This window comes from Sulfolobales archaeon, from assembly GCA_038897115.1.
Classification (GTDB): domain Archaea; phylum Thermoproteota; class Thermoprotei_A; order Sulfolobales; family AG1; genus AG1.
In genome coordinates, this window is the sequence record JAWAXC010000008.1 from 12,410 (window position 1) to 35,343 (window position 22,934).

The window sequence follows — 22,934 nt, forward strand, 5'->3', positions numbered from 1 at the left end:
TCACCCATAGGGCTTCCAACCCAGCCTAAATATAGCTATGGTCATAGCCAGTATAATTATAACCAACATCGATGAGAGCGCAGATACAACACCTATCTCTCCAGAGCCATATGACATTATAAGAAACGCTCCGACAACCATTGTCTGGGGTAGAACTAGTAGAGTGGCTATCGCATAATCACGAATAGAATATATGAACATAACCAGCCAAGAGATCAGAACAGCCCTTTTAACCAATGGCAATACAACCTTCCTAAGGGTTATAGACGCGCTGGCCCCGTGAACCCTTGCAACCTCCTCCAGCTCGGGGGAGAGCTGGCCTAGGCTTGATACCAGCACCCTTGTACCCATGATAGACCATGCAGTAACATGGGCTATCGCTATCCCTAGGGGGGTATATAGAATTGGCCTGAGGGGTGTGAAGAGATATATCCACAGAAATGCTAGGCCCATCACAATACCCGGCATAGCTCTGGGAAGCGTTGAAACCACATCGAATAACCTACTCTCAAAAACATTTCTACTCCTCATGATAGAGAGTGAGAAGCCTATACATGCTAGAGTGCCTAGAGAGGCTGCTATTAGCGCTATCTCTAGCGTATTCATAATTATCCCTCTATGATATTCAGAGGATAGAATTGTTATATAGTAGTCAAGCGAGAAACCTCCTTTACCACCATAGAGAGGATTAAGCGATCTCATTATTAGAGAGGCTAGTGGTATGAGCACAGCGAATACGAGATATAATAGCAGAGCAGCTGTGGCAACTCCTCTCCACACCGGTGAAACAGCTATTTTGGCGATGCTCCTGACCCTAGATCCTAGAACAGCATATCTTCTTGAAAGCCTCATAGCTAGGTATCTCTGAAGGAATAGAAGAGATAATGCCATGTAGATGAGTATTGATGCTGCTACAGCCTCTTTAGGATAGTTAGGGGTTATGCTGAGAACCTGTTGCTGATATATATAGGTGGTCAGCACAAGCCCCCCAACCGATGTATAGAATAAAAGTGGGATGCCAAATTGCTCCATCCCCAATATAAAGAGTAGAATTGCTGAAAACACTATAGAGGGCCTTATCAATGGCATCACCACCCTCGTGATCACTAGCAGCGCTCTCGCCCCATGAGACCTGGCCACCTCTTCATAGGAGGAATCTATCCCCAGAATCGATGTTGATATGATTACATATGCATTGGGCACATGGATCAATGCTGATATAATTCCACTAGGGATCAAGCCATATATATCTCCCCACAGATTTGGAAACACACCAGCAGGCCCATATGAATATAGCCATGCAAAGCCCCAGATAATGGGTGAGATGAACATGGGGATTATCAGCATGGGCTCTATAACCCTAGCCCCATATACCCCTATCTTGTGGATAGCTATAGCTGCGAACAAAGCTATTGGAAGCGCTAGTACTGTGAGCGCTGCTATAGCGAGCGAACCTATCAAAGCTCTATAGAAATCATGATCTCTGAGGGTAGATAGATAGCTATCTATCGTTACATGGAGACCCTTTTCATAAAAGGCTGCTCCTAGAAAGGATTGATAGACAATTATACCCATAGCCAGCACAGCTATTGCGGCGAAAAAAATAGATACTATTTTGAAGATCTGGTTTATCAACCTATCCTATCCCCAACCACTTCTTCCACATCGATATAAAGCTATTCCTAACATCGGGTTTTAACAGCTCGTCAATAATGCCATCGCCAAACCTAACTATCATTGGTTTCCTAACGTTTGCCTGGATATATTTGAGGGATAGCTGTGGGTAGAACGGATTATCTCCCATAACAATTACATTTGATGTTTGGGCCAACGCTTTCTGCCCCTCGTCGGAGAAGACGAATTCCATGAAGAGCTTAGCTGCATTGGGATTCCTAGCCTCCTTAGTTATGAACATTGTTATAGGCATGAGAACTACTATATCTGTGGGGATAAACACGCCTACCCTCGGATCATTTACGGCTTCTCTAAACGCGTAGTTGGCGAAGAGGCTTGTAGATATCACAGCCTGCCCGGTCTTGATCATCTCGATCTGAGGCCCTGTTGCTGTATGCATAACAACGCCGATGGAGCCAGCGGCTGTGAAGATCTTCTGTATCAGGTCGGGTTCTCCCTTATACAGGTAGTAGGTGAATGTTAAGGCAAAAGCGCTCCCCTCAATATTAAACGTTGCCACACTCCTTGGAGGGAAGAGATCCTTCCTCTCTGTTAGCAGTTTAAGTATATCCGAGTAGGACTTAGGCGCCAAGTCTTTTGGAACCTTTTGAGTGCTATATATAGGGGCTACCAAGCCGAAGAACGGTATATATACTAGATCTCTGTATTTAGCTGCCTCAGGTATCCTATCATATATAGTCAATCTATACGGCTGAGCACTACCATTTTGGATAAGCAGATACTGTAGATCAGCTCCTGAGGACCACAGAATATCAGCTGTAGGAGCACCCGCAGCCCTCTCGCTAACATATCTATTATAGAGCTGTACCGAGTTAAGCTCTACATATTGAAGATCTATAAAGGGATACTTAGCCTTAAAAGCATTTAGAAGAGGCTCTGCACTCGGCCTATCAACAGTGCTATATATTATGAGCTTGCCCTCTTTTCTAGCAGCCTCAACTATAGGTGCTAGGAGCTGCTCGGGAGTAGGTGTCTGAGTAGCTGTTGCTATGGGTGTCTGGGGCGGTGTTGTTGCAGGCTGTTGGATCGTTGTTACATATGTTTGTGTAAACACCTGGGTAGCTGTTCTCCATATTGTTAGCGTCTGCTGTGTAGCTCCAGGCGCATAGGACTGACCGGCTAGGAAGCCTGCTACCGCTGCAACAACGATCGCTATGATCATTATAACGTATAGCATTCTACTAGATTTAATAGCCATATCTGACCCTCATTAATCAGTTAATTAGCTGGATATATATTATTGTATGTTATAGCCCTTTTAGTTTTTAGGATTAGATGTGTTTTAGATTTGGTAAAAACATGGTTTTTAATAAAGCATATTAGCTATATATCTAATACTATGTCTCTCAATGCTCTTAATAGCATCCACAAAGTCTCTGCCTATGTGGGCGAACTTTGTATTTGCTATGTTTTCATAGAACTTCTTCTCCTCATCACCCCATGTGAAGGGGTTCTTAGGAGATCCTCTGTGGTTTATAACCTCCTCTTCATATGCCCTCCCATCGGTTGTTAGCAGCTTAGCCCTAGCCGGTATAACTGCTTCTCGAGCTAGTCTATCGTATTCAGGGTCATGGATACATTTGACCTTGCCTGTATATTTGAGGAGCTCTTCATCCCCAATATTCTCCCAGGTGAAGTCTCTAAGCCCCACCCAGCCCTTTTTAATAGCGATTATGGCTAGAAATGGCACGCTGAACTTGGCTTCATAGGGGTTTCTAGGTCTTATTCTTTTCTCCCATGGCTCACATACAAGATCTATAGCTGTTTTTGGTAAATAGAATATCAGCTCCTTTATATCTGATAACCCTACACCATATTTCTCCCTCAACATGATAGCAGTGTCGATCGGGGCTACGGCGGCATGTCCAACCGGGTATGGCTTTATAGCTATGTTGAGAGTCTCCCACCTAACCCCTAGATCCTCTACTACTCTACCGAAAACAGGCTCCTCCCCCCAGAGATATGATCTGAAGAAGCCCCATTCACCCTCTAAAACCATTTTAGGGCCCTCAACACCATTCATAGCCAATAGAGATGCTAGGATCCCGTTATGCGATGCTATAGCTGGGTGGAGGGGTTTTAACCAGATACCCTCTCTATGTCCCTGCATAATCCCAGATGCCATGCTACCGGCAATCCCAAGGGCGTTTAAGATCTTCGAGGGATCTAGGTTTAAGATCTTTGATGAGGCAGCCACAGCTCCAAATACACCGACTACCGATGTTGGGTGAAAGCCTCTCTCATGGAGCTTTCTACCTGCTGCGAGCGCTATTCTAATGCTAACCTCATAAGAAGCTACAACAGCCTCGACAAACCTTTTACCATCTATATCCATCGCCTCTCCCATAGCAAGGGCTGTGGGGATAGCGACACAGCTTGGATGTATTATAGGCTCTAAATGCGTATCATCATAGTCAGCGCTATGGGCCATAGAGGCATTCGCTATCACAGCGCTGGCTGCAGCAACTCTAAAGCCATGACCTATAACCACGCTTTCCTCAGATCCCCCTAGAGCCCTTACCATATTAACAACTTTTTTAACGTTCTCATCACTATGCATCGCCATCATTATACCCATGAGATCTAGAATATGTATCTTCGCCTTCTCTATGACGCTAGAGGGTATATCGCTATAGCTTAGATTATATATGAATTCTGAGATCACCTGAGCCAATGACCTCCTCTCCAATTTAGACACCCTATGCAACATGCAATACAAGACCCTTATATATCGATTATGGTTTAGAGTAATGGGTGAGGTTATGCCGTTAAAAGGTATACCCTGTGTTATCATGAGGGGCGGGACTAGTAAGGGGCTTTTCTTCAAGAGAGAGGATCTTCCAGCTGATGAGAAGAAGCGGGATGAAATCATAATGAAGATCTTTGGTAGTGGAGATCCTATGCAGATAGATGGGCTAGGAGGATCCCACACCCATACGAGCAAGGTGATGATTGTTTGGAGAAGCAACATACCTGGAGTCGATGTTGAATATCTATTCGGCCAAGTTGGTATAGAGAGGAGGTTTATAGATTGGAGTGGGAATTGTGGAAATCTGACATCTGCGGTAGCACCGTTCTCAATAGATGAGGGCTTGGTCAAAGCAACGGGTTCTAAAACCCTGGTGAGGATGTATAATGTAAATACCGGGAAGAGGATTGACGCTATAGTCCCAACCAAGGATGGGATGACCGATTATGAGGGGGATTATATGATCGATGGTGTTCCAAACCCAGGGTCTAGAATAGATGTAATATGGCATGAGCCAGGGGGCTCACATACAGGGAAGCTCCTGCCAACAGGCAACCCTGTTGATAAGATAGTAGTTGGTGGGAGAACATATGAGGTCTCTATAGTTGATGCAGGTAATCCAGCTGTCTTTATAAGGGCTAGAGACCTCGGTCTCACAGGGGCCGAGATGCCTGGCGATATAAGCAGAGAGACTCTAGATAGGCTAGAGGCTATAAGATCTAAGGCTGCGGAGATCATAGGGCTAGTAGATAGAGCAGAGGATGCAACCATAAAGAGCCCCCACTTCCCATTCATAGCAATTATAGGTGAGAAGAAAGACTACAGAGCAGCCGATGGAAGGATCATATCCAAAGAAAAATATACAGTCCTTGCAAGGCTATTCTCAATGCAGAAGATGCACCACGCATACCCAGTAACAGGGGCTATATGTACAGCAGCCGCAGCCAAAATCCCCGGGACAATCGTTAACCAGCTCTCCGAGGATAGAGGAGATATTGTGATAATAGGCCATCCCAAGGGAATCATAGATCTTAAGGTAGATGCAAGGCCCTCGGGGGAGAGTGTCCACATAAACAGCGTCACAGTAGGGAGAACAGCCAGAAGACTCATGGCCGGCATAGCATATTACATAGAATAAGTAAAAACAATCCTTATAGAGACTAGGCTTTTAAGAATTAAAGCTAAAGATATCAAAGTAGAACCAGTATATTGTAACTACGCCCATGCCTAACAGCCCACTCAATTAAAAGACTTGTTCTTCTGTAAGAGATAGTGATAAACTTACTAAGCTCCGAAGCTATTGTTATCAATTGTGACAATGAGATAGTAATAAGGACTCTAGCTCCCAACCCCATCAAACACTCTTAGCGTTGATAATATAAATTTATTATTTAGGATATAACTCTTCTGAAGCTCTTATTGAGGGTCAAGATAGCATCTAGATAACATAGCAAAGGGATAATTCTCTTTCAATCAAAAACCTATTTATAATGCCCCATCTCCTCACGAACTATGATGTTTATATTAAAAAATCTATATTTATAGTGGGCTTCTACCCTATTCCGAGCCAGCTTTTCCATGTAGATATGAAGCTGCTTCTAACATCGGATTTTAGAAGCTCATCTAGGATTCCATCGCCGAATCTAACGATCATTAATTTTCTCACATTAGCCTGTAGGTATTTTATTGAGAGCTGGGGGTAATAGGGATTATCTATCGTTACAACAACTTCGGAAGAGGCAGCAAGGGCTTTTTGTCCCTCGTCGGAGAAGACGAATTCCATGAAGAGCTTAGCTGCATTGGGGTTTCTAGCCTCCTTGGTTATGAACATAACCCTGGGTACTAGGACTGCTAGATCTGAGGGTATAAAGACCCCGATCCTAGTGTCGTTTCTAGCCTCTCTAAATGCGTAGTTAGCTATTAGGCTGAGGGATATATATGCCTGTCCTGTCTTCACCATCTCTATCTGTGGGCCTGTCGATGCCTGGAGTATGATGCCTATTGATGATGCGGCCTTAAATAACCTCTGGATCAGATCTGGATCTGCCTTGTATTGGTAGTATGTGAATACAAGGCCTAGAGAGCTCTGCTCTATATTAAATGCTACGATAGATCTCGGAGGAAATAGATCTTTTCTCTCTGTTAATATGCTCAAGAGATCCGAGAATGACTTGGGATATAGGCTCGCCGGGATCTTCTCCGAGTTATATATAGGGGCTATTAATGTGTAGGAAGAGACATATGCTAGATCTCTGTATTTTGCTGCCTCAGGTATCCTATCATATATAGTCAATCTATACGGCTGAGCACTACCATTTTGGATAAGCAGATACTGTAGATCAGGACCTGCTGACCACAGAATATCAGCTGTAGGGGCTCCCGCTGCCCTCTCACTAATATATCTATTGTAGAGCTGTATCGTGTTTAACTCTACATACTGTATATCTATGAATGGATACTTAGCCTTAAAAGCATTTAGAAGAGGCTCCGCACTCGGCCTATCAAGCGTGCTATAGATCACTAGTTTACCCTCTTTCTTAGCTGCCTCCACTATAGGTGCTAATATCTCTTCCTGACTAGCAGTTCGCGTCTGTGTCTGTATAGCTGTTATAGCCTGTTGAGCCGTGATAACCTGTGTATATGTAACCATCTGCGTAGCTGTAGCCCATGAGGTAGCTGTTTGGGGAGCCTTGCTAGGTGTTGTCATCTGCCCTGCTAGAAAACCGGCTACCCCGGCTATAACGATCAAAACTACCATAATAGCATATATAACTCCCCCCGGCCTACTCATAATATGCCCCGATAGATGTACTATAACATGGGTTATAAATACCGGCTGAGATCTCTACTCTTCTTTGGCTTTATTATTAGGAGAATCAAATAATATAATGTGGGGATATAGTGGAGGAAATCATAGAGGAGCTTAGAAGGAGATTTGAGGAGGGTAGAGAGATTAGAAGAAAAGAAGCAGACTGGGATTTCATAAATAAGCAACCGCCGAGGATAAGGGCTGCACTGATATACTATATAGAGAAAGGGGATCTATATGTTGCTTCTCGAATAGCTGGGGTTTCTATGGAGGAGATGAACGATCTCAGGATCAAGGCTAGAATCCCGAATACAAATTAGCGAGGCTGTTGCAGACACCTCTTTCCTAATCGACTGGGCTAGATATTCTAAGAGAGATCTTATTTTTGAGATATTCCAAATCATATATCTCCCTGAGAGTGTTCTTAATGAGGTTAGGAGTGAATCCACAATATATTGGATCACAGATAACATGGTGAGAGACAGGATAGCCCTTTTCACAGAGACACCCGAGATTAGGGAGGAGGCTATGAGGATTATGAGGATATCGAGGAGATATCCTGTGAGGAGCATTGACTATCCAGAAGCAATATGCCTGAGCATAGGGAAGGCACTAGGGATCACAGTGCTTAGTGAGAATGGAGGTGCATATGCCTCCCAATACATATATCTTAAGGGTATAAGGGTGTGGAGGGCTTTTGAAGTCCTATTAGAGCTATATAGAAGGGGGCTGATAGATGTGAGCGAGTTCATAAGATACCAGGAGGAGACCCACCATAGATTCTCACGAAGAGATCTAAGGGTGCTAGGGATTGGAGAAACAGTTTGAAGAGATCTTGAGGGAATACGAGGAGGAAGGTAGAGAGATTAGGAGGAGAGAGGCAGACTGGGATTTCATAAATAAGCAGCCACCCAGGATAAGGGCTGCGCTGATATATTACATAGAAAAGGGGGATCTGAGGATGGCCCAGAGACTCTCAGGATTATCCCTAGAAGAATTCATTGAGCTCCTAGAGAAAGCAAGAATACCCAGAACCTATTTCTAGATCATGATCTTAAGAATCAATACACGTCTAGACAGCCCTAGATAGCTGATAAACTATTCTCCCTATTCCATAGAGATCGATATCCAGAATAAAAATATTTCAATCCTACTTGGGATAGCCTCTGTAGCTTGCACTCACACTAATAGAGTTGCTATCCCACTCAGCCTTTGCCGTATTTGTGAATAGCTTGTAGTTTCCTAGGGGTCCTGTGCCGCTGTTGAAATAACCTAGATCATATGGGTTATCTTCTCCAGCGAACTCAGTTTTGATCACTATCACTATGTGTTCCCCTGGGCCGATGGTTATCCCTGTAATGTTTATCCTGATCACCTGGTTTATCCCTGGAAAGCTACCTGTTCTCGTTATGTTAACCATTATTGTGCCGCCTCCAAAGGTATAGGTATTCATATAGTTGCCTCCCCCATAGCTAACAACAGTGGCTAGCTGTGTTCCTCCTGTGCATGAGAGGCTAGGCCATCCCGAGCCATATGGGAATCCGCTTGGTAGCGAGGTGTATTTACACATAGCTATGCTATTACCACTTGGCGATGCTATCCAGTCGACTGGGAGGTAATCCGTTATATTGAGGCTACTTATGGCACTTCCACCATTCTGAAAATCTATTATGTGAACCACGTGCTGTGGATTAGTACCGTCAAACCTTTTGTTTCCTGGCGGACCCTTGCTGCTTATATTTACGTAGAAGCTCTGCCCATCATATGGTAGCTGGCCGCCCGTACTGTTGGTGAAGAACTTCCTGATCTGGGGTTGTAGGGGTGGAGGTGGTGTTGTGGTTGTTGGCTCCTCGTTCCACTGGTGGAACATTAGGTAGATCTGCCCTTTATATATTTGATTCTCCTGTGCGGATTGTAATACGTGGCAGCTTATCTTGAACCAAGCACTCTGCCCAGGATCTATCTGTATCTCTGTGAAGTTAGCTATACAGATCACATACGTGCCGTTCCAGCTGTTGAAATCGCTATCAGTAGTTACATGTGGTCCTTTAACCGGTATTGTTCCTGTGTTCCTCACCTCGAAGGTTATTGTGCAGTTATAGCTTGGATATGCATTTACAATCGTTATATTTAGATCTAGATCGTTGTTGCCGCTGGGATTCCCTTGATCCTCGTTCTCAATCTCTACCTTATTGGCGTAGCACGTGCCCACATTCTTAGTATATCCTGGATCAACAGAGCCTTCAGGATCATTGGTGCTTATCTCTCCGAACTCAACATCAACATCCCCGGTGTTGATGGTGGTTTTTATCTTTAGGCTATCGCTCCACATTGCTATAGCAGCTCCCATGATGACTAGGATCATGGTTAGCGATGATATGTGCATAAGCATCCTAGATCTCTCTAGCCCCATCTAAATCATCATAGAGATATAGCTACTATTGTAATTATCTCTATGTGGGCAGGTGCTCCAGCTGTATATAAGCGATTGTAGCATGTGACTCTATCTATATATTAGCATGGAAGACCTCTTGATCCTAGTTATCTGTTATTCTCGGCTCTAAGCCATTGTAGATCTTTAATTTATATGTGTTAAAATAGATCTTCTGGAGGGAAATGCTTATAAGGCTGGATAGGTGATGGTTTTTCGGTGGTTGTGATGGAACTTTGGGTGATGCCCTTGGAAATCAGGTGAGGGTAAGGGCTGTAGATGCTCTTGTTAATGCTATGCGGAGACTCGGAGTAAAACATGTCTTCGGAATACCTGGCGGGAGTATAATGCCCCTCTATGATGCCCTCTATGATGCAGAGGATATCAAGCACTTTCTATTTAAGCATGAGCAGGGGGCTATACATGCTGCAGACGCATATGCGAGGATCACTAGGAAGCCAGGTGTTGTGCTTGTTACCAGCGGGCCTGGGGCAACCAACCTTGTTACTGGGCTTGCAAATGCGTATATGGATAGCTCTCCTGTTGTAGCTATAAGCGGCCAGGTAGCCACATCGATCCTCGGGAGGGATGGGTTTCAGGAGACAGATATAATTGGTGTTACATTCCCAATCACAAAGCTCAACATACAGGTGAGATCCCCTGATGATGTTGTTAGCTCATTCATAACAGGCTATATAGCGTCTACCCAGGGTAGGCCGGGCCCTGTGCTCATAGATATCCCCAGGGATGTCCAGCTCGGCATGGTAGTTGATAACCCCAACCCTAGGCTTAGGATAAGGCCTAGAGTATCCAGCCCTGAGCCGGATAGGGAGGATATATTGAGGGCCCTAAAGATCCTTATAAGGGCTGAGAGACCGGTTATGCTCATAGGGGGAGGGGTATGCTGGAGCGGGGCCTGGGATGAGGCTATATCGCTAGCCGAGATCCTCTGGATGCCGATAGTCTCGACATTCCCTGGGAAGAACTGTGTGCCAAACGATCACCCCCTCTATATGGGGCCTGCTGGGATGCATGGAAGGCTAGAGGCTGATGCCGCGTTAGCCAACGCAGATGTGGTGCTAGCCGTTGGGACTAGGTTTAGTGATAGAACCGTTGGTAGGTTTAAGGAGATGAATGCTAAGAGGATAATCCACATCGATATAGATCCAAGCGAGATAGGTAAAAATGTTAGGACAGAGATAGGTATTGTATCAGATGCTAAGAAGGCCCTTAAAAAGATGTTAGATCTACTCCCAGAGGTTCTCGCTATAGAGGCGCAGAAACCAGTAGATGGTAGGAGGAGCTTCCTAGCATGGCTAAGGGATATTAGGAGGAAATACGAGGATCACATAGCTAGGAAGGCGGATGAGATGAAGCCCTTCGCACCGTGGAAGGTGCTTAAAATCCTCAGAAGAGCACTACCCCCGAGCTCAATTGTAACCACTGGGGTTGGGAGTCATCAGATGTGGTGCGAGCTCCACTGGGACGTCTATATACCAGGTACATTTATAACAAGTGCTGGGCTGGGAACAATGGGCTTTGGATTACCAGCTGCCATAGGAGCTAAGATCGCTGCTAGGAACAGGCCTGTTGCGGTAATAGATGGCGATGGATCTTTCCAGATGACTATGAACAACCTATCCCTTATAAGGGATTATAACCTCCCAGTTATAGTGGTTATATTCGATAACAGAGCCCTCATGCTGGTAAAGCAATGGCAGATCTATATGTACTCAAGAAGAGTTATAGCTACTGAGTTCAGCAGCATACCCGATTTCATAAAGATTGGAGAGGCATATGGGATAGATGGTTATAAGCCCTCCACCTACGACGAGATCGAGTCTATTGTTAGGAGATATGTGAGGAATGATGAGCCTGTGATCATAGATATAACCCTAGACAGGGAGAAGGATATCGTGCTACCATGGGTAAAGCCTGGAGAATGGCTTGCAAACGCGATCCCGCCAGAGGGGCTGGAGGTTGATCTCATATGGAGAGGGTCTTAGTGGTGAGAGCATATATGGGGATAGACTCCCTCGCAAGGATCATAAACATTGTTAGAAGAGGCAGGATACAGATGATCGAGATGTCCTCCAAATTCGGCTCCAACGGGGATGTCGAGGTGATTATAAGGGTTAGGGGTGAGGAGTCTGAGATAGAGTGGGTTAGGAAAAAAATATTAGTCTCTCTAGATGTAGAAAGTGTTGAGGTGATTTGATGGCGAGAATCTATAGAGATCAGGATGCATCTCTAGACCCCCTGGTGGGGAAGGTAATAGCTGTTATAGGCTATGGAAGCCAGGGAAGGGCACAGGCACTGAATCTCAGGGATAGCGGGTTGGATGTGATAATAGGTCTTAGAAAAGGTAGATCCTGGGAGGAGGCCTCTAGAGACGGCTTTAAGGTATATAGCGTTGCAGAGGCCGTTAGAAGGGCTGATATTATTATGATGCTTATACCCGACATGGTGCAGCCCGAGGTGTGGAGAAATGAGGTTGAGCCGAATCTGAGGAGGGGGATGGTGGTGGACTTCGCCCACGGCTTCAACATAAGATTCGGCCTTATAAGGCCTCCAAGAGATGTTGATGTGATAATGGTAGCTCCAAAAGCCCCCGGGAGAAAGGTTAGAGAGGAGTTTCTAAGGGGGAGGGGGGTTCCAGCGCTGATAGCTGTTGAGAATAACTATAGCGGGAGAGCCCTCGAATATGCCTTGGCAATAGCAAAGGGTATTGGGGCTACAAGGGCAGGTGTTATAGAGACAACATTTGCTGAGGAGACAGAGACAGACCTTATAGGGGAGCAGACAGTCCTCGTGGGAGGGCTTCTAGAGCTGCTTAAAAAAGGCTTCGAGGTATTGGTAGAGCTTGGATACCAGCCCGAGGTAGCCTATTTCGAGGTTATAAATGAGGCTAAACTCATAATGGATCTAATATATGAGAAGGGCTTCACAGGAATGCTTGAAAACGTCTCAGAAACAGCTAGATTCGGAGGCCTAACAGTAGGCCCAACGGTAATAGATGAGAGGGTTAAGGAGAACATGAAAAGAGCCGCGGAAAGGGTTAGAAATGGTGAGTTCGCAAGGATCTGGGTTGAGGAGTATAGAAGAGGTGCTGAGAACCTCAGAAAGCTAATGGATGAGATTAGGAGACATAAGGCAGAAGTTGTTGGAGAAATGATTAGAAGGATATCACAGGGAGAGCGTTGACCGTTCCCCCGAGAGCGGTTTTGGCCACTCCCGGGCTCATCACGGTCTCCCCGGACCCCCTCACCGCGGTTCAGCCACGGGTCTTGGAAACCCGGGGTCACCAATACTTATAACCTCCTGAGCCTATATGTATCAGCATAGCTAATAGCCCTGAAGGGTATTAACCATGAACCCATATAAAAGCTTCTAAAGACCATCAAAGACGTTTCAACCCCTCCCCACGGTTTAGATCTAGCGATAAGATCGGTTTGTAGATGCTAGCTAGCCCTCGATATAAAGATCTTTCTGAGGTATTTAATAGCCATCCACCAGCCGTAGAGCCACATAGCTGTTAGTATAACCCCATATATAGCCATTATAGCCTCCCTACCCTGGATCCTCAGCTCCAATAGGATCCTTATCCCCATCCCGAGAAGAAATACATATATAAGTAGTATAGAGAGACCTATGATATAGACTATAAGGAGGTTTCTCAGAGAGTTTATAACGTTCCCCAAATCGATTCTCCAGGGATCTGGGTCTTTCGAGGAGCCCATATAGGATCCTCTAGATCTTCCTAGAGATCTTTATCTCTATATATGAGATCCTCCTATTTTTCTTATTATATGTCGAGCCTATGTTAACCCCTCTAAGCTCTAAAGCAGCTCCAAGCCTATCCCTGAGGATATTATATACGGTTATAGCCTTTGGGATATTCTTATCCCTCCCAATAATCGTTATATTATCGCTCCCCTGGTTCATCCTAACAATTATATCGAGAGCATATCTATACGGCCTCTCCCTCCCAACCACGACAACCTCATCCCTCTCCCTTGCAGGCGTTATAGAAGCCACTATCCACACCATAACCAATTCTCCACACACATTAATAACCACTACAAAGCTGAGCCCCTAGCACCCCTTCTAACTATTGTGAGGCCCACAGCAATCATTATAATAGCTATTAATGAGGATGTAATGAATATCCAGGGCAGGATCTCAAGAATAGCCATCCCCCTAACAGCCCTCTCACTAGCAACCTGAATGCTCTCCATATAGCTTGATACAGTGGATATATAGGATAGCTGTTTAAGAGCGTCCTCAGCATTCTGAGCGATACCAGGTAGTATTCTAAGGATATTGTTTATAGGGCTGAGGATCGCTGATATGTTCTTCATAATATTAAGACCCTTCACATACGGATCACTATGGCTTATATTATATATCATAGAAACATCATCCACCCAACCCATGGCTCTCTATCTATAGATGCTGCTTCTATCTTGTTAATATCTTATGAGATATGCATATGCAGGCCATATATCCCATATTTCTGAAAAAGATACAGCCTAGAGATCCGATGATAACATATAGCTATCATAGATTCCTAAGCTCTATAGAGCTTAGAACCTCTAGATAGCCAGGATCGAATTTCCGCGCTGACCTCCTCCCCGCCTTAAAGGACGAGGCTTTCAGTTATAAAGCCTCTAAGGAGTTTCAAACCGGTGATCATTAATAGAAGAAGGTCGCAATAGGTCGTAGCGTTCTCTAGATATTATAAATATATTTTAGTTAAATTAATAGATATCTAGGTAGGTTGGGCTAGCTAATGGATGTAAATGTGATCGATATTCTAGCGGTGCTGATCCCTATTCTATCTGCTCTTGGAGGGATAACATATTGGCTTGGTAGGAAGTTCTCTGAGATCGATACTAGATTTAATGAGATTGATAAGAGGTTCGAGGCGATTGATAGGAGGCTCGAGGAGCTTAAGGAATATATAGATAGGAGGATCACGAGGCTTGGAGAGGCATTTAGATCTTATCAGGAGTTCTTCATAGAATACCTAACCTCCCAAGGATGGTTAAAACCATTAGAGGCGTCGATGCTAAAGAATGAGGCTACTAGAATTGTGAAGCTAGCCACTATGAACCCTATCTCCAAGGAGGAGTGGATGAGGATCAAAGAGCTTTTAGAGAAAGACGAGCTAACACTTGAAGAAGCCCTGGAGCTCAGAGAGCTAGCTAGAAAGGTCACCGATGAATATGGCGATAGGCCTGAGGCGTGGAAGCTACATATATACGCATCAATGATGGTTGGATACGCACTAAGGAAGATGAGGGAGAAAGAGGAAAAGAGAGAAAAAGAGGAGAAGAAGTAGCATTGCCTATATCCACCAGCCAATGAACACGTATTTATACGAATATATAGCCCACCCCTTATCCATGGCTAGTCAGTTGTTCTTCATACCCATTATTCTATATATGGGCGGGGTTTCCACCGGAGAGAGGGGAGATTGATGATCTAATCGCTTCTATATCCCTTCCTTAGTATATATCAGATTGTGGGACTATGCCTACAACTGCAAGAATAATCCTTGAAACACTTAGGAACCTCGGCGTTGACAAGATCTTCATAGTATCTGGAACGGACTACCCAGCTTTCATAGAGGAGAAGGTGAGGGATGAGAGTCTCCCAGATCTTGTTGTGGTTCCACATGAGATCACCGCTGCAGCGGTTGCGATGGGATACTCCCTCGGGGGGAAAATAGGTGTTCTAGCTGTACACACAACACCTGGAACCGCTAATGCTCTAGGGGTTATAATGAACTGCTATATATCTCGAATACCATTGATAGTTATTGCTGGAAGATCCCCCTACACGGAGGATCTCGATAGGGCTTCAAGGAATATAAGGATCCACTGGCCTCAGGAGGCCAGGGATCAAGGGGGTATCGTTAGACAATGGGTTAAGTGGGAATATGAGATCAGGGTTGGGAGGCAGGCTCTAGATGTGATCCTAAGGGGGTTTCAGATAGCATATAGCGAGCCCAGAGGCCCTATATATATAATGATCCCCAGAGAGGTAAGTGTGGAAGAGGTAGAGCCTAGAAAGCCCTATCCCAGGGCCCCCAGCGAGCCTGGGATATCTAGAAGGGCTGTTGAGGAGGCTTCGAAGATGATCAATGAGGCTGAGAGACCTGTGATCATAGCCTGGAGATCTGGTAGGAGGAGGGAGTGGTTTGAATCGCTAAAGCGATTCGCAGACGGTGTGGGAATACCTGTTATAAACTATGTTGGTGAGACGCTTAACTACCCTTCAAGGGGTTCTATGGCTATTGATAGCTATGATATAGAAAAGGCAGATCTATTAATAGTTATAGAGAACGATGTACCCTGGATCCCAAGGATACAGAGACCAAGGGCTGGTGCTAGGGTTATATGGATCGATGTTGATCCTATTCAAACATATATACCCTATAACGGCTTCCAATGCGATCTATGTATACAATCCACAGTATCTGACGCCCTCGATAGTATATTGCCTCATACCAAGCCTAAGGATTATATGAAGGAGGAGATCCGTGCTCTCAAAGCGGAGCAGGAGGAAGAGAAGAAGAGATATATTGAGAGGATCTCGAATCAAAGGCCTGTGAACCCTGCATATCTATCCTATGAAATAGGAAGACTAGCATCTAAATATGGCTTAGCAATCCTAAATGAATACCCATTTAACCCTAGATACGCCGATCTTAATGAATATGGATCATACTTTGGGAACCCCTCCATGGGCTACCTTGGATGGGCTTTAGGAGCTGCGGTGGGATATAGAATTGCTAGTGGTAGAGACGCTATAGCCGTAGTAGGAGATGGATCGTTTATATTTGGTGTGCCAGACGCCTTCTATTATATAGCATATAAATACCCTGTTCTCGTAGTGATCTTCGATAATGGTGGGTGGCTGGCTAGTGCAAGAGCTGTGAAAGATCTATTCCCCGATGGCGAGGCTGTTAAAAGATCATTCTTCCCAGGAGCTATGTTCGATATTAGACTCCCCCTTGGCGAGAATGTGAAGAGCCTTGGAGGCTATTACTCCCTCGTAGAGGATCCAGAGTCGATATGGGGGGAGCTGGAGAAGGGTTATATACATATGAAGAAAACCTTGAAACCATCAGTGATCCAGGTGATCGTTGAGAGGGTTAGAAGCTAGGGTATAGAGCTTTATTAAGGGTTCAAAAGAATGGATTATCAATTCATAGATTGTGGATCCTTAGAACTGCTTTTATCTCCTAGGGATTTCTATGGCTTAGCAAATGTCTTGACTATTCCGAGGCTTGAGTCTGTCTTTGCAATGCTTCTCCTCCAATCCCTCTCAATACCGGTTATAGCCCTTATAGCATCTATATTCTCTGGTATCACAATCGCCTCCTGATGTATCGCTTGGATCAGGCTTACCTCGTTCCCCCTAACATCTATGCTCTCCTCCCACACCACATTCTCATATATATCGCCCCTAGGCCTCCCCATATCCCTTGCAACCTCTATAATCTCTGCTGTAGATGTTATCCCACTCTGATCCGAGCTAACTGTTGCGATCCTAGGGGTCTCCCCAAGTATCTCTAGGATCCTCTGTTTAGTTGTGTTTTCAGAGAGCCTCATGGTTATCATGTGAACATGCATAAGGGTTGTGGGGGCTGCGACAGCCATTGTAACAATATCCATATCTCCGAGCACGCTCTTCACATCATCTGCATGGTGGCTAGGTATCTTGGGAGGGTCTAGGACTATCGCATTTATAGGACCCCTACCGATCTCCTTGGGATCTGCTGCCCTCCTCACAATATATGCCCTCACCTTCTCAACCCTATAGTGATTAGATATAGCCTTTATGATCCTCACAAGGCCTGTGGTGTTGCAGCTCACAACCCTCACAGATCTCGAGCCTATGGCTTTATCATAGTTGACAAGGGCGTTGAAGCTGATCTCCGCGATGGATGCCTTCTCACCACCCTGGAAGATCATCTTAACCCCGTGTTTCTCGTAGACAGGTCTATAGCTCTCACCAACCTTAGAGGGTGTTGTATCTATAACCACATCAACCTTGCCCAAGAGATCCTCGAGAGTACCCCTAACAGGTATGCCCCTCTTCTCAAACTCTCCAACCCTTTCAGGGCTTGTATATATTGGATAGCCCTTTCTATATGCTATATATGCCTCGTAGTTAGGCCTATTCTTATATATACCAACGAGGATCATATCTCCTTGCTTCGCAACAGCATCAGCAACCCTCTTCCCAATGGTTCCAAAGCCATTTATAGCTACCCTCACACTCATCCCCACCACCTCCTAGCAGAGATCCTTAGCGCCTCAAGAGCTGGAAGAGGCTCTCCAGATAGATATGTTAGCAAAGCACCACCACCTGTTGAGACTAGAACTCTGGATCTATCGTAGTCCTCTGGAACCATAGAGCCTAGATGGCCCCCACCAATTATAACCCTAGCCCTTGAAGAGAGAGCCTCTCTAAGCAGGGCCTCAGTACCGGCTCTAAACCTCTCATCCTCTATATATCCCGCGGGACCCCTCATAACTATTACCCTAGCACCCCTCATGATCCTGCTATACTCCTCTATAGTCTCCTCACCTATATCGAGAGCTCTTCCACCAGCCTTGAGATCGCTTACCCTGAGGTTCTCCACAGCCTCCCCTCTGAGAACCCTATAATCCCTTGGAAGTATTATAGGCACCCCAGCCCCCATGGTCTCCCTAGCATCTTCTAGAAGCTGGGTATAGCCTTTCGAGCTTAGGAAGGATCTATTCTCATCCCCTAGATCCGTTCCCAAGGCCATGTGATAGACAAGGGATATAACCCCTGTTAGGAGTATAGCGTCAGCAGCTCTTCTAGAAACAATATTCCTTATAATTTTCACTGTATCCTGCACCTTAGCACCCCCTAGAACGAAGATCCTGGGTCTACTCTCCTCGGAGAAGGCTTTTGAGAGCTCTAAGAGCTCCCTCTCCATTATAGGCCCAGCAACACCCCTCATAACAACTGGGAACCCCACGATGCTGGGCTGAGATCTATGGGATGCTCCAAATGCATCGTTAACATATATATCGAAGTATTTTGAGAGCTTTCTAACATAGATCCTATTGGCCTGAGCCTCTGGAGGCGCCTCGATCATCTCCTCGGAGAGGAATCTGATGTTCTCAAGCATTATAGCCTCGCCAGGCTCTAGAGAGGAGATCCTCTTTATAGCATATGGTCCTATAATATCGTCTACATACTCAATGTTATAACCTGTGTATTTAGATAGCCTCTCACAATGCTCCATAAGAGTTGTGAAATCGCTATCCCCAGGCCTCCCCTGATGAGCTATAATAACAATGCTAGCTCCCATCTCTATTAGCTTCTTAACACTCTCAGCATGGGCCTTTATCCTGCTATCATCTGATATCCTCTTAGACCTAGGATCTATTGGGGAGTTAAGATCAAGCCTTAAGAGGATCTTTTTAGAGGATAGATCTATATCTCCGATCCCATAGAATCCGAGGATCTTGTACGACAAAAACTTCTCCCCATATCATATATCCAAGGAGGCTATTAAGATTATACCCATCTACTATGTATATACCCTAGTATCTATATTTATCCACCTCTATATGAGTATTAATGGGTATACCCATTCTACCTAGCCCCTCAATAGATCTCTAATAACTGTTATAAGCTCCTCATTATCCCTCCTCCCCCTCACAGAGATCCTCAGATATCCCTTCCCCAAGCCTTTGAAGGAGCTGCAATCCCTAAGAGAAATCCCCCTCTCCAACAGCTCATCTAGGATTTCCTCGGCTTTATCGCCAAACCATGTTAATATGTAGTTAGCAATACTTCTATAGACCTTCGGAACCCCTGCTCCTCTAAGGCTCTCTATAAGGAAGCCCCTCTCCCCAGCTATATATACCCTGGATCTCTCGATGAAGTTCTTCATCTCAGCCGGGTATATAGCTAGTAGCTTTGAAATAGCGCACTCAGCTATAGAATTAACATTCCAGGGAGGTCTTATATCATCAAAAACCCTTAGAACCCTTTTCGACGAGGTGTATAGAAATCCAAGCCTTAAGCCAGGGATTGAGAGCCATTTCGTAAGTGATCTGAGGATCACCATGTTCTCCGGAGGCTCCACAGGCTTTAGTGGACATATATCACAGAGCTCTGCATATGCCTCATCTATGACTATATAGCCTCTGCATCTATCCAGAGCTCTATAGAGCTTCTCTATATCTATATAAGAGCCTGTTGGGTTGTTAGGATTGCTCATATATATCATAGTATATGGATCTCTGCAGAGGCTCTCCAAATCCCCAAGATCTTCTTCATTCAGGATGAATCTATCCCCTCGCTCCTTATACTGTATATAGATGCTCTCAATACCAAGAGATCTACAGGCCAGCATGTGATCTCCGAATGTTGGCTCTATAGATAAGACCCTCCTAGGCCTGAAAGCTAGCAGGGCTAGTGTGAAGCCCTCTGAAGAGCCGTTAAGGGGTAGTAATGAATCCTCATCAACCCCATAGAATTCGGAGAGGCTTCTCCTAAGATCTCTATAGCTATAGTCGGGATATCTCTTCAACATATCCTCTAGAGCACAGATGCCTCTCAGAACCCTGTAGAGCTCCTCCGGCGGGCCCAGAGGATTTGTGTTCACGCTGAAATCCAGCCTAGCCCTTACCGAGCCACCGTGGATCCGCATATCTCCTCAGCCCTCGCAAGATCCTCCGGGGTATCTATATCCATGAATATCTCTGAGTATTGATAGTCTATATTAGCCCAGGAAGTTCCATCACCGGTTATGAGGGATATACCTATAGGCTCACAAGATCCTTCCCTACATATTCTAAGGGTGACCACAGGCTCTCCAGCCTCGAATGCTCTTGAGAGGAAAGATTCTATAGCATCTGGTGTTATGAAGGGAAGATCGGCTGGTAGAACAAGCACGGGTTTATCGAGCTTTGAAAGAGCCTCAGAAAGATCCCATGGATATCCCTTCCCACTTGTTTCTATGCATCTATATATCCTACATAGATCCTCGGAATAGGCCTTAGTATGGGGAGACACAGCTATATATACATCTCCCAGCCCAGATACAGCTTCTAAAACCCTGTCTATGAGCCTCTTACCACATACATCTATAAACACTTTGCCAGGGCCTCCGAATCTCCTGCTAAGCCCTCCAGCCATCACGAGGATCGAGACTCTATTTCTCCGCCTCTCCACAGTCTCTCCTCTCACCGAGATTCTCAAGAGCCCTTCTGATCTCTTCGAAACTCTCATCATCTATCCAAGGGATAATGGCGAGTCTTCTGAGCTGGGTTATAAGGAGTGAGAGTCTCTTTATAAGTAGCTCCCTCGCCTCGATACCATGGTGCCCAGAAGATCTCTCTAGCCCCATATATCTTAGATAGTCCTTGGAATCCCTTCTAAGCATATGCCTCCTAATAATTTCCAACACAGCTGAAGCAGCTAGAAACCCAACAGTGGTTCCCAGGCCAGCATATGTATTGGTGCCTGGTGGAGATGCAACTACAGTTGCATCTGAAACGGTTCCCACAGCTGGGAGGCCTTCACATGATAAGCCCAGGATCGAGATTATCCCTGCCTTAGCCTCTGACACGGATCTGAATAGATCTGTGATTCCTGTTTCATCAAGCCCTAGATCTGTGGCTAGAAAGATGTTAATAGTGCCCACCCCCCTTATACCTCTAGGCTCTAACCCGATGCATGCTGGATGTGTAAGCCCTACGGTAGCTATAGCCTCAACCCTAACCCCATCCCTCTCCAGAGCTACGTATATGTATTCGCTAACATCAGCAGCTGTTAGGAAAACAGCTGGATTTCTTCTAACCATTGTTGCAATGGATCTTGCATATTCCTGGGGTGATGGGTTGGAGAAGCATTTATCCACCTTCTTAAATATAGCCGAGTCGATCCATGCCAGCCCTCCCCCATAGACAGTTGTTCCAAGGGATCTCATAGTGGTTGGGAGCTCTACAAGCAGTGTCTCGCCATCTAATAGCCTAGGTCTTAGCATAATTTGTTAGCACCCCATACTCCCTATATATGGAGGATAGCACCTCATCAAGGCTATACCCTTTTAAAAGGGCTAGCAGGCATGTTCCCCCAGCGCCTACACCTTCTTTCACATAGCCCTCATCATATTTTCTAAGACCTGGATAGGGTGATCCGCTAAAACTTAGATCTATATATGCTAGGGATACCTCGGGGGCTATCTCTCTAAGCATACCCGATAGATCAGCTGTTGGATCCTCTATAACCCATCTAGTTGTTGCAACGTGTAGACCCTCCAGAGACCCTCGGATCCTCTTTGCAAGAGCCACCGCAGAGGCCATCTGGGTGCCTCCAGCAAGCAATACCTCAGAGCCTCTCTCGAGGGCCCCAACAGCTATCCCAGCTATAGATATGTGTAGGGGGTCGCCAACGCTATCGTTAAGATCAAATAGATCCATATTCCTCGAAACCCTTTCAAGGGCCTTCGAAACAACCCTCCTCTTAAGCTCCAAAGGGTTATCCTTTGAGGAGCTGCTCACCGCAGCCCTATAGCCTAGGGCCTCGAGGATCGACATAGCGGTTGTTGTACCCCCAGGCATGCTCTCCCCTATAACCAGCAATCCATAGCTTCTACCGAGAACCCTACCCAAAATCCTTGCCTCGCTAAACAGCCTTCTAGAGGTGCCGCGCGGAAGAGCGTTCTCAACATCTATAGAGCCTCCCACAACCCTGCTAGAGAGATCTATATGGGTTATCATGGGCTCAACATAGGAGCCCGAGTCAACGACAAGAGGCTTCCTACCAAGAAGGTTAAGACACGCCCTTGTAAGAAGAGCTGGGGTTGGAAGACCATCAGGGGTTACAGGGATCACATCCATGGTTCTAGGCCTTCCACATGAGAGATACTCAACATCAAGGGCAGGTGTATATAGGGTTAGCTGGGGGGTAGCCCCTGCAATAGAAATCCCCGGGATGGTTGAGGTTTTTGTGGAAGCGATGAGGTAGATGGTTACATAGCTATCTAGATCCAGATCATCTAGAGACCCCCTTAAAACCCTGAAACCTCTGCCCATATGGATATACCATCCATATATATTTATTTAGGAATATATAGAAGCCATCGGAGGGCTATTCAATGATCAGCCCCGGATCTATCCTCCTCATATATTCAGATCATAACCCCCTCATCACACCATATCTAGAGTATATTCCGAGATATAAAT

At 45.4% G+C, this 22,934-nt stretch carries 23 protein-coding genes; 9 read left to right on the forward strand and 14 right to left on the reverse strand.

The window, feature by feature from the left end; genetic code table 11:
* The 3 genes from QXE01_02285 to QXE01_02295 all read right to left on the reverse strand — a co-directional run bounded on the left by QXE01_02285 (position 1) and on the right by QXE01_02295 (position 4,384).
* Complete coding sequence (locus QXE01_02285) at positions 1 to 1,635, reverse strand: iron ABC transporter permease (protein MEM4970061.1); 1,635 nt, start codon at positions 1,633 to 1,635, stop codon at positions 1 to 3.
* 1 nt (position 1,636) lies between these two features.
* Entirely contained in the window at positions 1,637 to 2,893 is a 1,257-nt protein-coding gene (locus tag QXE01_02290) for an extracellular solute-binding protein (protein MEM4970062.1), read from the reverse strand.
* 108 nt (positions 2,894 to 3,001) lie between these two features.
* Positions 3,002 to 4,384 (reverse strand): MmgE/PrpD family protein, encoded by a 1,383-nt coding sequence (locus tag QXE01_02295; GenBank protein ID MEM4970063.1) that lies wholly within the window; start codon positions 4,382 to 4,384, stop codon positions 3,002 to 3,004.
* A gap of 73 nt (positions 4,385 to 4,457) precedes the next feature.
* Here QXE01_02295 and QXE01_02300 point away from each other — a divergent pair, with 73 nt between their 5' ends.
* Positions 4,458 to 5,582, forward strand: coding sequence for a PrpF domain-containing protein (locus QXE01_02300; GenBank protein MEM4970064.1), 1,125 nt, complete (start codon positions 4,458 to 4,460; stop codon positions 5,580 to 5,582).
* Between the two features lie 414 nt (positions 5,583 to 5,996).
* On the opposite strand, the gene QXE01_02305 is transcribed toward QXE01_02300, so the two are convergent.
* Positions 5,997 to 7,235, reverse strand: a complete 1,239-nt coding sequence (locus QXE01_02305) for an extracellular solute-binding protein (protein MEM4970065.1) — start codon at positions 7,233 to 7,235, stop codon at positions 5,997 to 5,999.
* A 110-nt stretch (positions 7,236 to 7,345) separates the two neighbouring features.
* Between QXE01_02305 and QXE01_02310 the strand changes: the two genes are divergently transcribed.
* From QXE01_02310 to QXE01_02320, 3 genes are all read left to right on the forward strand, one after another.
* Entirely contained in the window at positions 7,346 to 7,573 is a 228-nt protein-coding gene (locus QXE01_02310; GenBank protein ID MEM4970066.1) for a hypothetical protein, read from the forward strand.
* 151 nt (positions 7,574 to 7,724) lie between these two features.
* The gene (locus QXE01_02315) at positions 7,725 to 8,081 is read left to right on the forward strand and encodes a hypothetical protein (protein ID MEM4970067.1); all 357 of its coding nucleotides are present in this window, start codon (positions 7,725 to 7,727) and stop codon (positions 8,079 to 8,081) included.
* Complete coding sequence (locus tag QXE01_02320; protein ID MEM4970068.1) at positions 8,065 to 8,298, forward strand: hypothetical protein; 234 nt, start codon at positions 8,065 to 8,067, stop codon at positions 8,296 to 8,298. Before QXE01_02315 ends, QXE01_02320 begins: the two co-directional genes overlap by 17 nt.
* 105 nt (positions 8,299 to 8,403) lie before the next feature.
* Here QXE01_02320 and QXE01_02325 read toward each other — a convergent pair whose 3' ends face one another.
* Positions 8,404 to 9,666 (reverse strand): hypothetical protein, encoded by a 1,263-nt coding sequence (locus tag QXE01_02325; protein MEM4970069.1) that lies wholly within the window; start codon positions 9,664 to 9,666, stop codon positions 8,404 to 8,406.
* 254 nt (positions 9,667 to 9,920) lie between these two features.
* Between QXE01_02325 and ilvB the strand changes: the two genes are divergently transcribed.
* The 3 genes from ilvB to ilvC are packed head-to-tail and all read left to right on the forward strand — an operon-like array spanning position 9,921 to position 12,888.
* Complete coding sequence (gene ilvB, locus QXE01_02330; GenBank protein ID MEM4970070.1) at positions 9,921 to 11,690, forward strand: biosynthetic-type acetolactate synthase large subunit; 1,770 nt, start codon at positions 9,921 to 9,923, stop codon at positions 11,688 to 11,690.
* On the forward strand, positions 11,675 to 11,902 hold the full coding sequence (locus tag QXE01_02335; GenBank protein ID MEM4970071.1) for a hypothetical protein: 228 nt from the start codon (positions 11,675 to 11,677) through the stop codon (positions 11,900 to 11,902). The genes ilvB and QXE01_02335 overlap by 16 nt, the downstream gene beginning before the upstream one ends.
* A complete protein-coding gene (gene ilvC, locus QXE01_02340) occupies positions 11,902 to 12,888 on the forward strand; it encodes a ketol-acid reductoisomerase (protein ID MEM4970072.1) in 987 nt (328 codons plus the stop codon). The genes QXE01_02335 and ilvC overlap by 1 nt, the downstream gene beginning before the upstream one ends.
* A gap of 257 nt (positions 12,889 to 13,145) precedes the next feature.
* On the opposite strand, the gene QXE01_02345 is transcribed toward ilvC, so the two are convergent.
* Genes QXE01_02345 through QXE01_02355 form a run of 3 tightly spaced genes read right to left on the reverse strand, consistent with a single transcriptional unit; the run spans position 13,146 to position 14,096 of the window.
* Positions 13,146 to 13,424, reverse strand: a complete 279-nt coding sequence (locus QXE01_02345) for a hypothetical protein (GenBank protein MEM4970073.1) — start codon at positions 13,422 to 13,424, stop codon at positions 13,146 to 13,148.
* A 10-nt stretch (positions 13,425 to 13,434) separates the two neighbouring features.
* The gene (locus tag QXE01_02350) at positions 13,435 to 13,734 is read right to left on the reverse strand and encodes a DNA-binding protein (GenBank protein MEM4970074.1); all 300 of its coding nucleotides are present in this window, start codon (positions 13,732 to 13,734) and stop codon (positions 13,435 to 13,437) included.
* A gap of 29 nt (positions 13,735 to 13,763) precedes the next feature.
* The gene (locus QXE01_02355; protein ID MEM4970075.1) at positions 13,764 to 14,096 is read right to left on the reverse strand and encodes a hypothetical protein; all 333 of its coding nucleotides are present in this window, start codon (positions 14,094 to 14,096) and stop codon (positions 13,764 to 13,766) included.
* Positions 14,097 to 14,476: 380 nt separating this feature from the next.
* On the opposite strand from QXE01_02355, the gene QXE01_02360 reads away from it, so the two are divergent.
* Both QXE01_02360 and QXE01_02365 read left to right on the forward strand, forming a co-directional pair.
* The gene (locus tag QXE01_02360; GenBank protein MEM4970076.1) at positions 14,477 to 15,028 is read left to right on the forward strand and encodes a hypothetical protein; all 552 of its coding nucleotides are present in this window, start codon (positions 14,477 to 14,479) and stop codon (positions 15,026 to 15,028) included.
* 191 nt (positions 15,029 to 15,219) lie between these two features.
* The gene (locus tag QXE01_02365; protein ID MEM4970077.1) at positions 15,220 to 16,857 is read left to right on the forward strand and encodes a thiamine pyrophosphate-requiring protein; all 1,638 of its coding nucleotides are present in this window, start codon (positions 15,220 to 15,222) and stop codon (positions 16,855 to 16,857) included.
* Positions 16,858 to 16,946: 89 nt separating this feature from the next.
* Here QXE01_02365 and QXE01_02370 read toward each other — a convergent pair whose 3' ends face one another.
* The 6 genes from QXE01_02370 to QXE01_02395 all read right to left on the reverse strand — a co-directional run bounded on the left by QXE01_02370 (position 16,947) and on the right by QXE01_02395 (position 22,784).
* The gene (locus QXE01_02370) at positions 16,947 to 17,981 is read right to left on the reverse strand and encodes a type II glyceraldehyde-3-phosphate dehydrogenase (GenBank protein MEM4970078.1); all 1,035 of its coding nucleotides are present in this window, start codon (positions 17,979 to 17,981) and stop codon (positions 16,947 to 16,949) included.
* Positions 17,978 to 19,213: a phosphoglycerate kinase gene (pgk, locus tag QXE01_02375; GenBank protein ID MEM4970079.1), complete on the reverse strand. Its 1,236-nt coding sequence runs from the start codon at positions 19,211 to 19,213 to the stop codon at positions 17,978 to 17,980. The genes QXE01_02370 and pgk overlap by 4 nt, the downstream gene beginning before the upstream one ends.
* 123 nt (positions 19,214 to 19,336) lie before the next feature.
* Positions 19,337 to 20,395: a histidinol-phosphate transaminase gene (locus QXE01_02380; GenBank protein ID MEM4970080.1), complete on the reverse strand. Its 1,059-nt coding sequence runs from the start codon at positions 20,393 to 20,395 to the stop codon at positions 19,337 to 19,339.
* Positions 20,371 to 20,919, reverse strand: coding sequence for an NTP transferase domain-containing protein (locus QXE01_02385; GenBank protein MEM4970081.1), 549 nt, complete (start codon positions 20,917 to 20,919; stop codon positions 20,371 to 20,373). Before QXE01_02385 ends, QXE01_02380 begins: the two co-directional genes overlap by 25 nt.
* Complete coding sequence (locus QXE01_02390; GenBank protein MEM4970082.1) at positions 20,900 to 21,733, reverse strand: adenosylcobinamide amidohydrolase; 834 nt, start codon at positions 21,731 to 21,733, stop codon at positions 20,900 to 20,902. The genes QXE01_02385 and QXE01_02390 overlap by 20 nt, the downstream gene beginning before the upstream one ends.
* Positions 21,720 to 22,784: a TIGR00303 family protein gene (locus tag QXE01_02395; protein ID MEM4970083.1), complete on the reverse strand. Its 1,065-nt coding sequence runs from the start codon at positions 22,782 to 22,784 to the stop codon at positions 21,720 to 21,722. The genes QXE01_02390 and QXE01_02395 overlap by 14 nt, the downstream gene beginning before the upstream one ends.
* Positions 22,785 to 22,934 lie beyond the last annotated feature (150 nt).

Excerpts from the sequence above, each read along its gene's own strand:
- QXE01_02350 (MEM4970074.1), bottom strand. The coding sequence starts at position 13,734 with ATGGTGTGGATAGTGGCTTCTATAACGCCTGCAAGGGAGAGGGATGAG.
- QXE01_02305 (MEM4970065.1), bottom strand. The coding sequence starts at position 7,235 with ATGAGTAGGCCGGGGGGAGTTATATATGCTATTATGGTAGTTTTGATC.
- QXE01_02345 (MEM4970073.1), bottom strand. The coding sequence starts at position 13,424 with ATGGGCTCCTCGAAAGACCCAGATCCCTGGAGAATCGATTTGGGGAAC.
- QXE01_02395 (MEM4970083.1), bottom strand. The coding sequence starts at position 22,784 with ATGGGCAGAGGTTTCAGGGTTTTAAGGGGGTCTCTAGATGATCTGGAT.
- QXE01_02315 (MEM4970067.1), top strand. The coding sequence starts at position 7,725 with ATGGTGAGAGACAGGATAGCCCTTTTCACAGAGACACCCGAGATTAGG.
- QXE01_02365 (MEM4970077.1), top strand. The coding sequence starts at position 15,220 with ATGCCTACAACTGCAAGAATAATCCTTGAAACACTTAGGAACCTCGGC.
- QXE01_02370 (MEM4970078.1), bottom strand. The coding sequence starts at position 17,981 with ATGAGTGTGAGGGTAGCTATAAATGGCTTTGGAACCATTGGGAAGAGG.
- QXE01_02300 (MEM4970064.1), top strand. The coding sequence starts at position 4,458 with ATGCCGTTAAAAGGTATACCCTGTGTTATCATGAGGGGCGGGACTAGT.
- QXE01_02380 (MEM4970080.1), bottom strand. The coding sequence starts at position 20,395 with ATGCGGATCCACGGTGGCTCGGTAAGGGCTAGGCTGGATTTCAGCGTG.
- QXE01_02360 (MEM4970076.1), top strand. The coding sequence starts at position 14,477 with ATGGATGTAAATGTGATCGATATTCTAGCGGTGCTGATCCCTATTCTA.
- QXE01_02390 (MEM4970082.1), bottom strand. The coding sequence starts at position 21,733 with ATGCTAAGACCTAGGCTATTAGATGGCGAGACACTGCTTGTAGAGCTC.
- QXE01_02290 (MEM4970062.1), bottom strand. The coding sequence starts at position 2,893 with ATGGCTATTAAATCTAGTAGAATGCTATACGTTATAATGATCATAGCG.
- ilvC (MEM4970072.1), top strand. The coding sequence starts at position 11,902 with ATGGCGAGAATCTATAGAGATCAGGATGCATCTCTAGACCCCCTGGTG.
- QXE01_02355 (MEM4970075.1), bottom strand. The coding sequence starts at position 14,096 with ATGATATATAATATAAGCCATAGTGATCCGTATGTGAAGGGTCTTAAT.
- QXE01_02335 (MEM4970071.1), top strand. The coding sequence starts at position 11,675 with ATGGAGAGGGTCTTAGTGGTGAGAGCATATATGGGGATAGACTCCCTC.
- QXE01_02325 (MEM4970069.1), bottom strand. The coding sequence starts at position 9,666 with ATGGGGCTAGAGAGATCTAGGATGCTTATGCACATATCATCGCTAACC.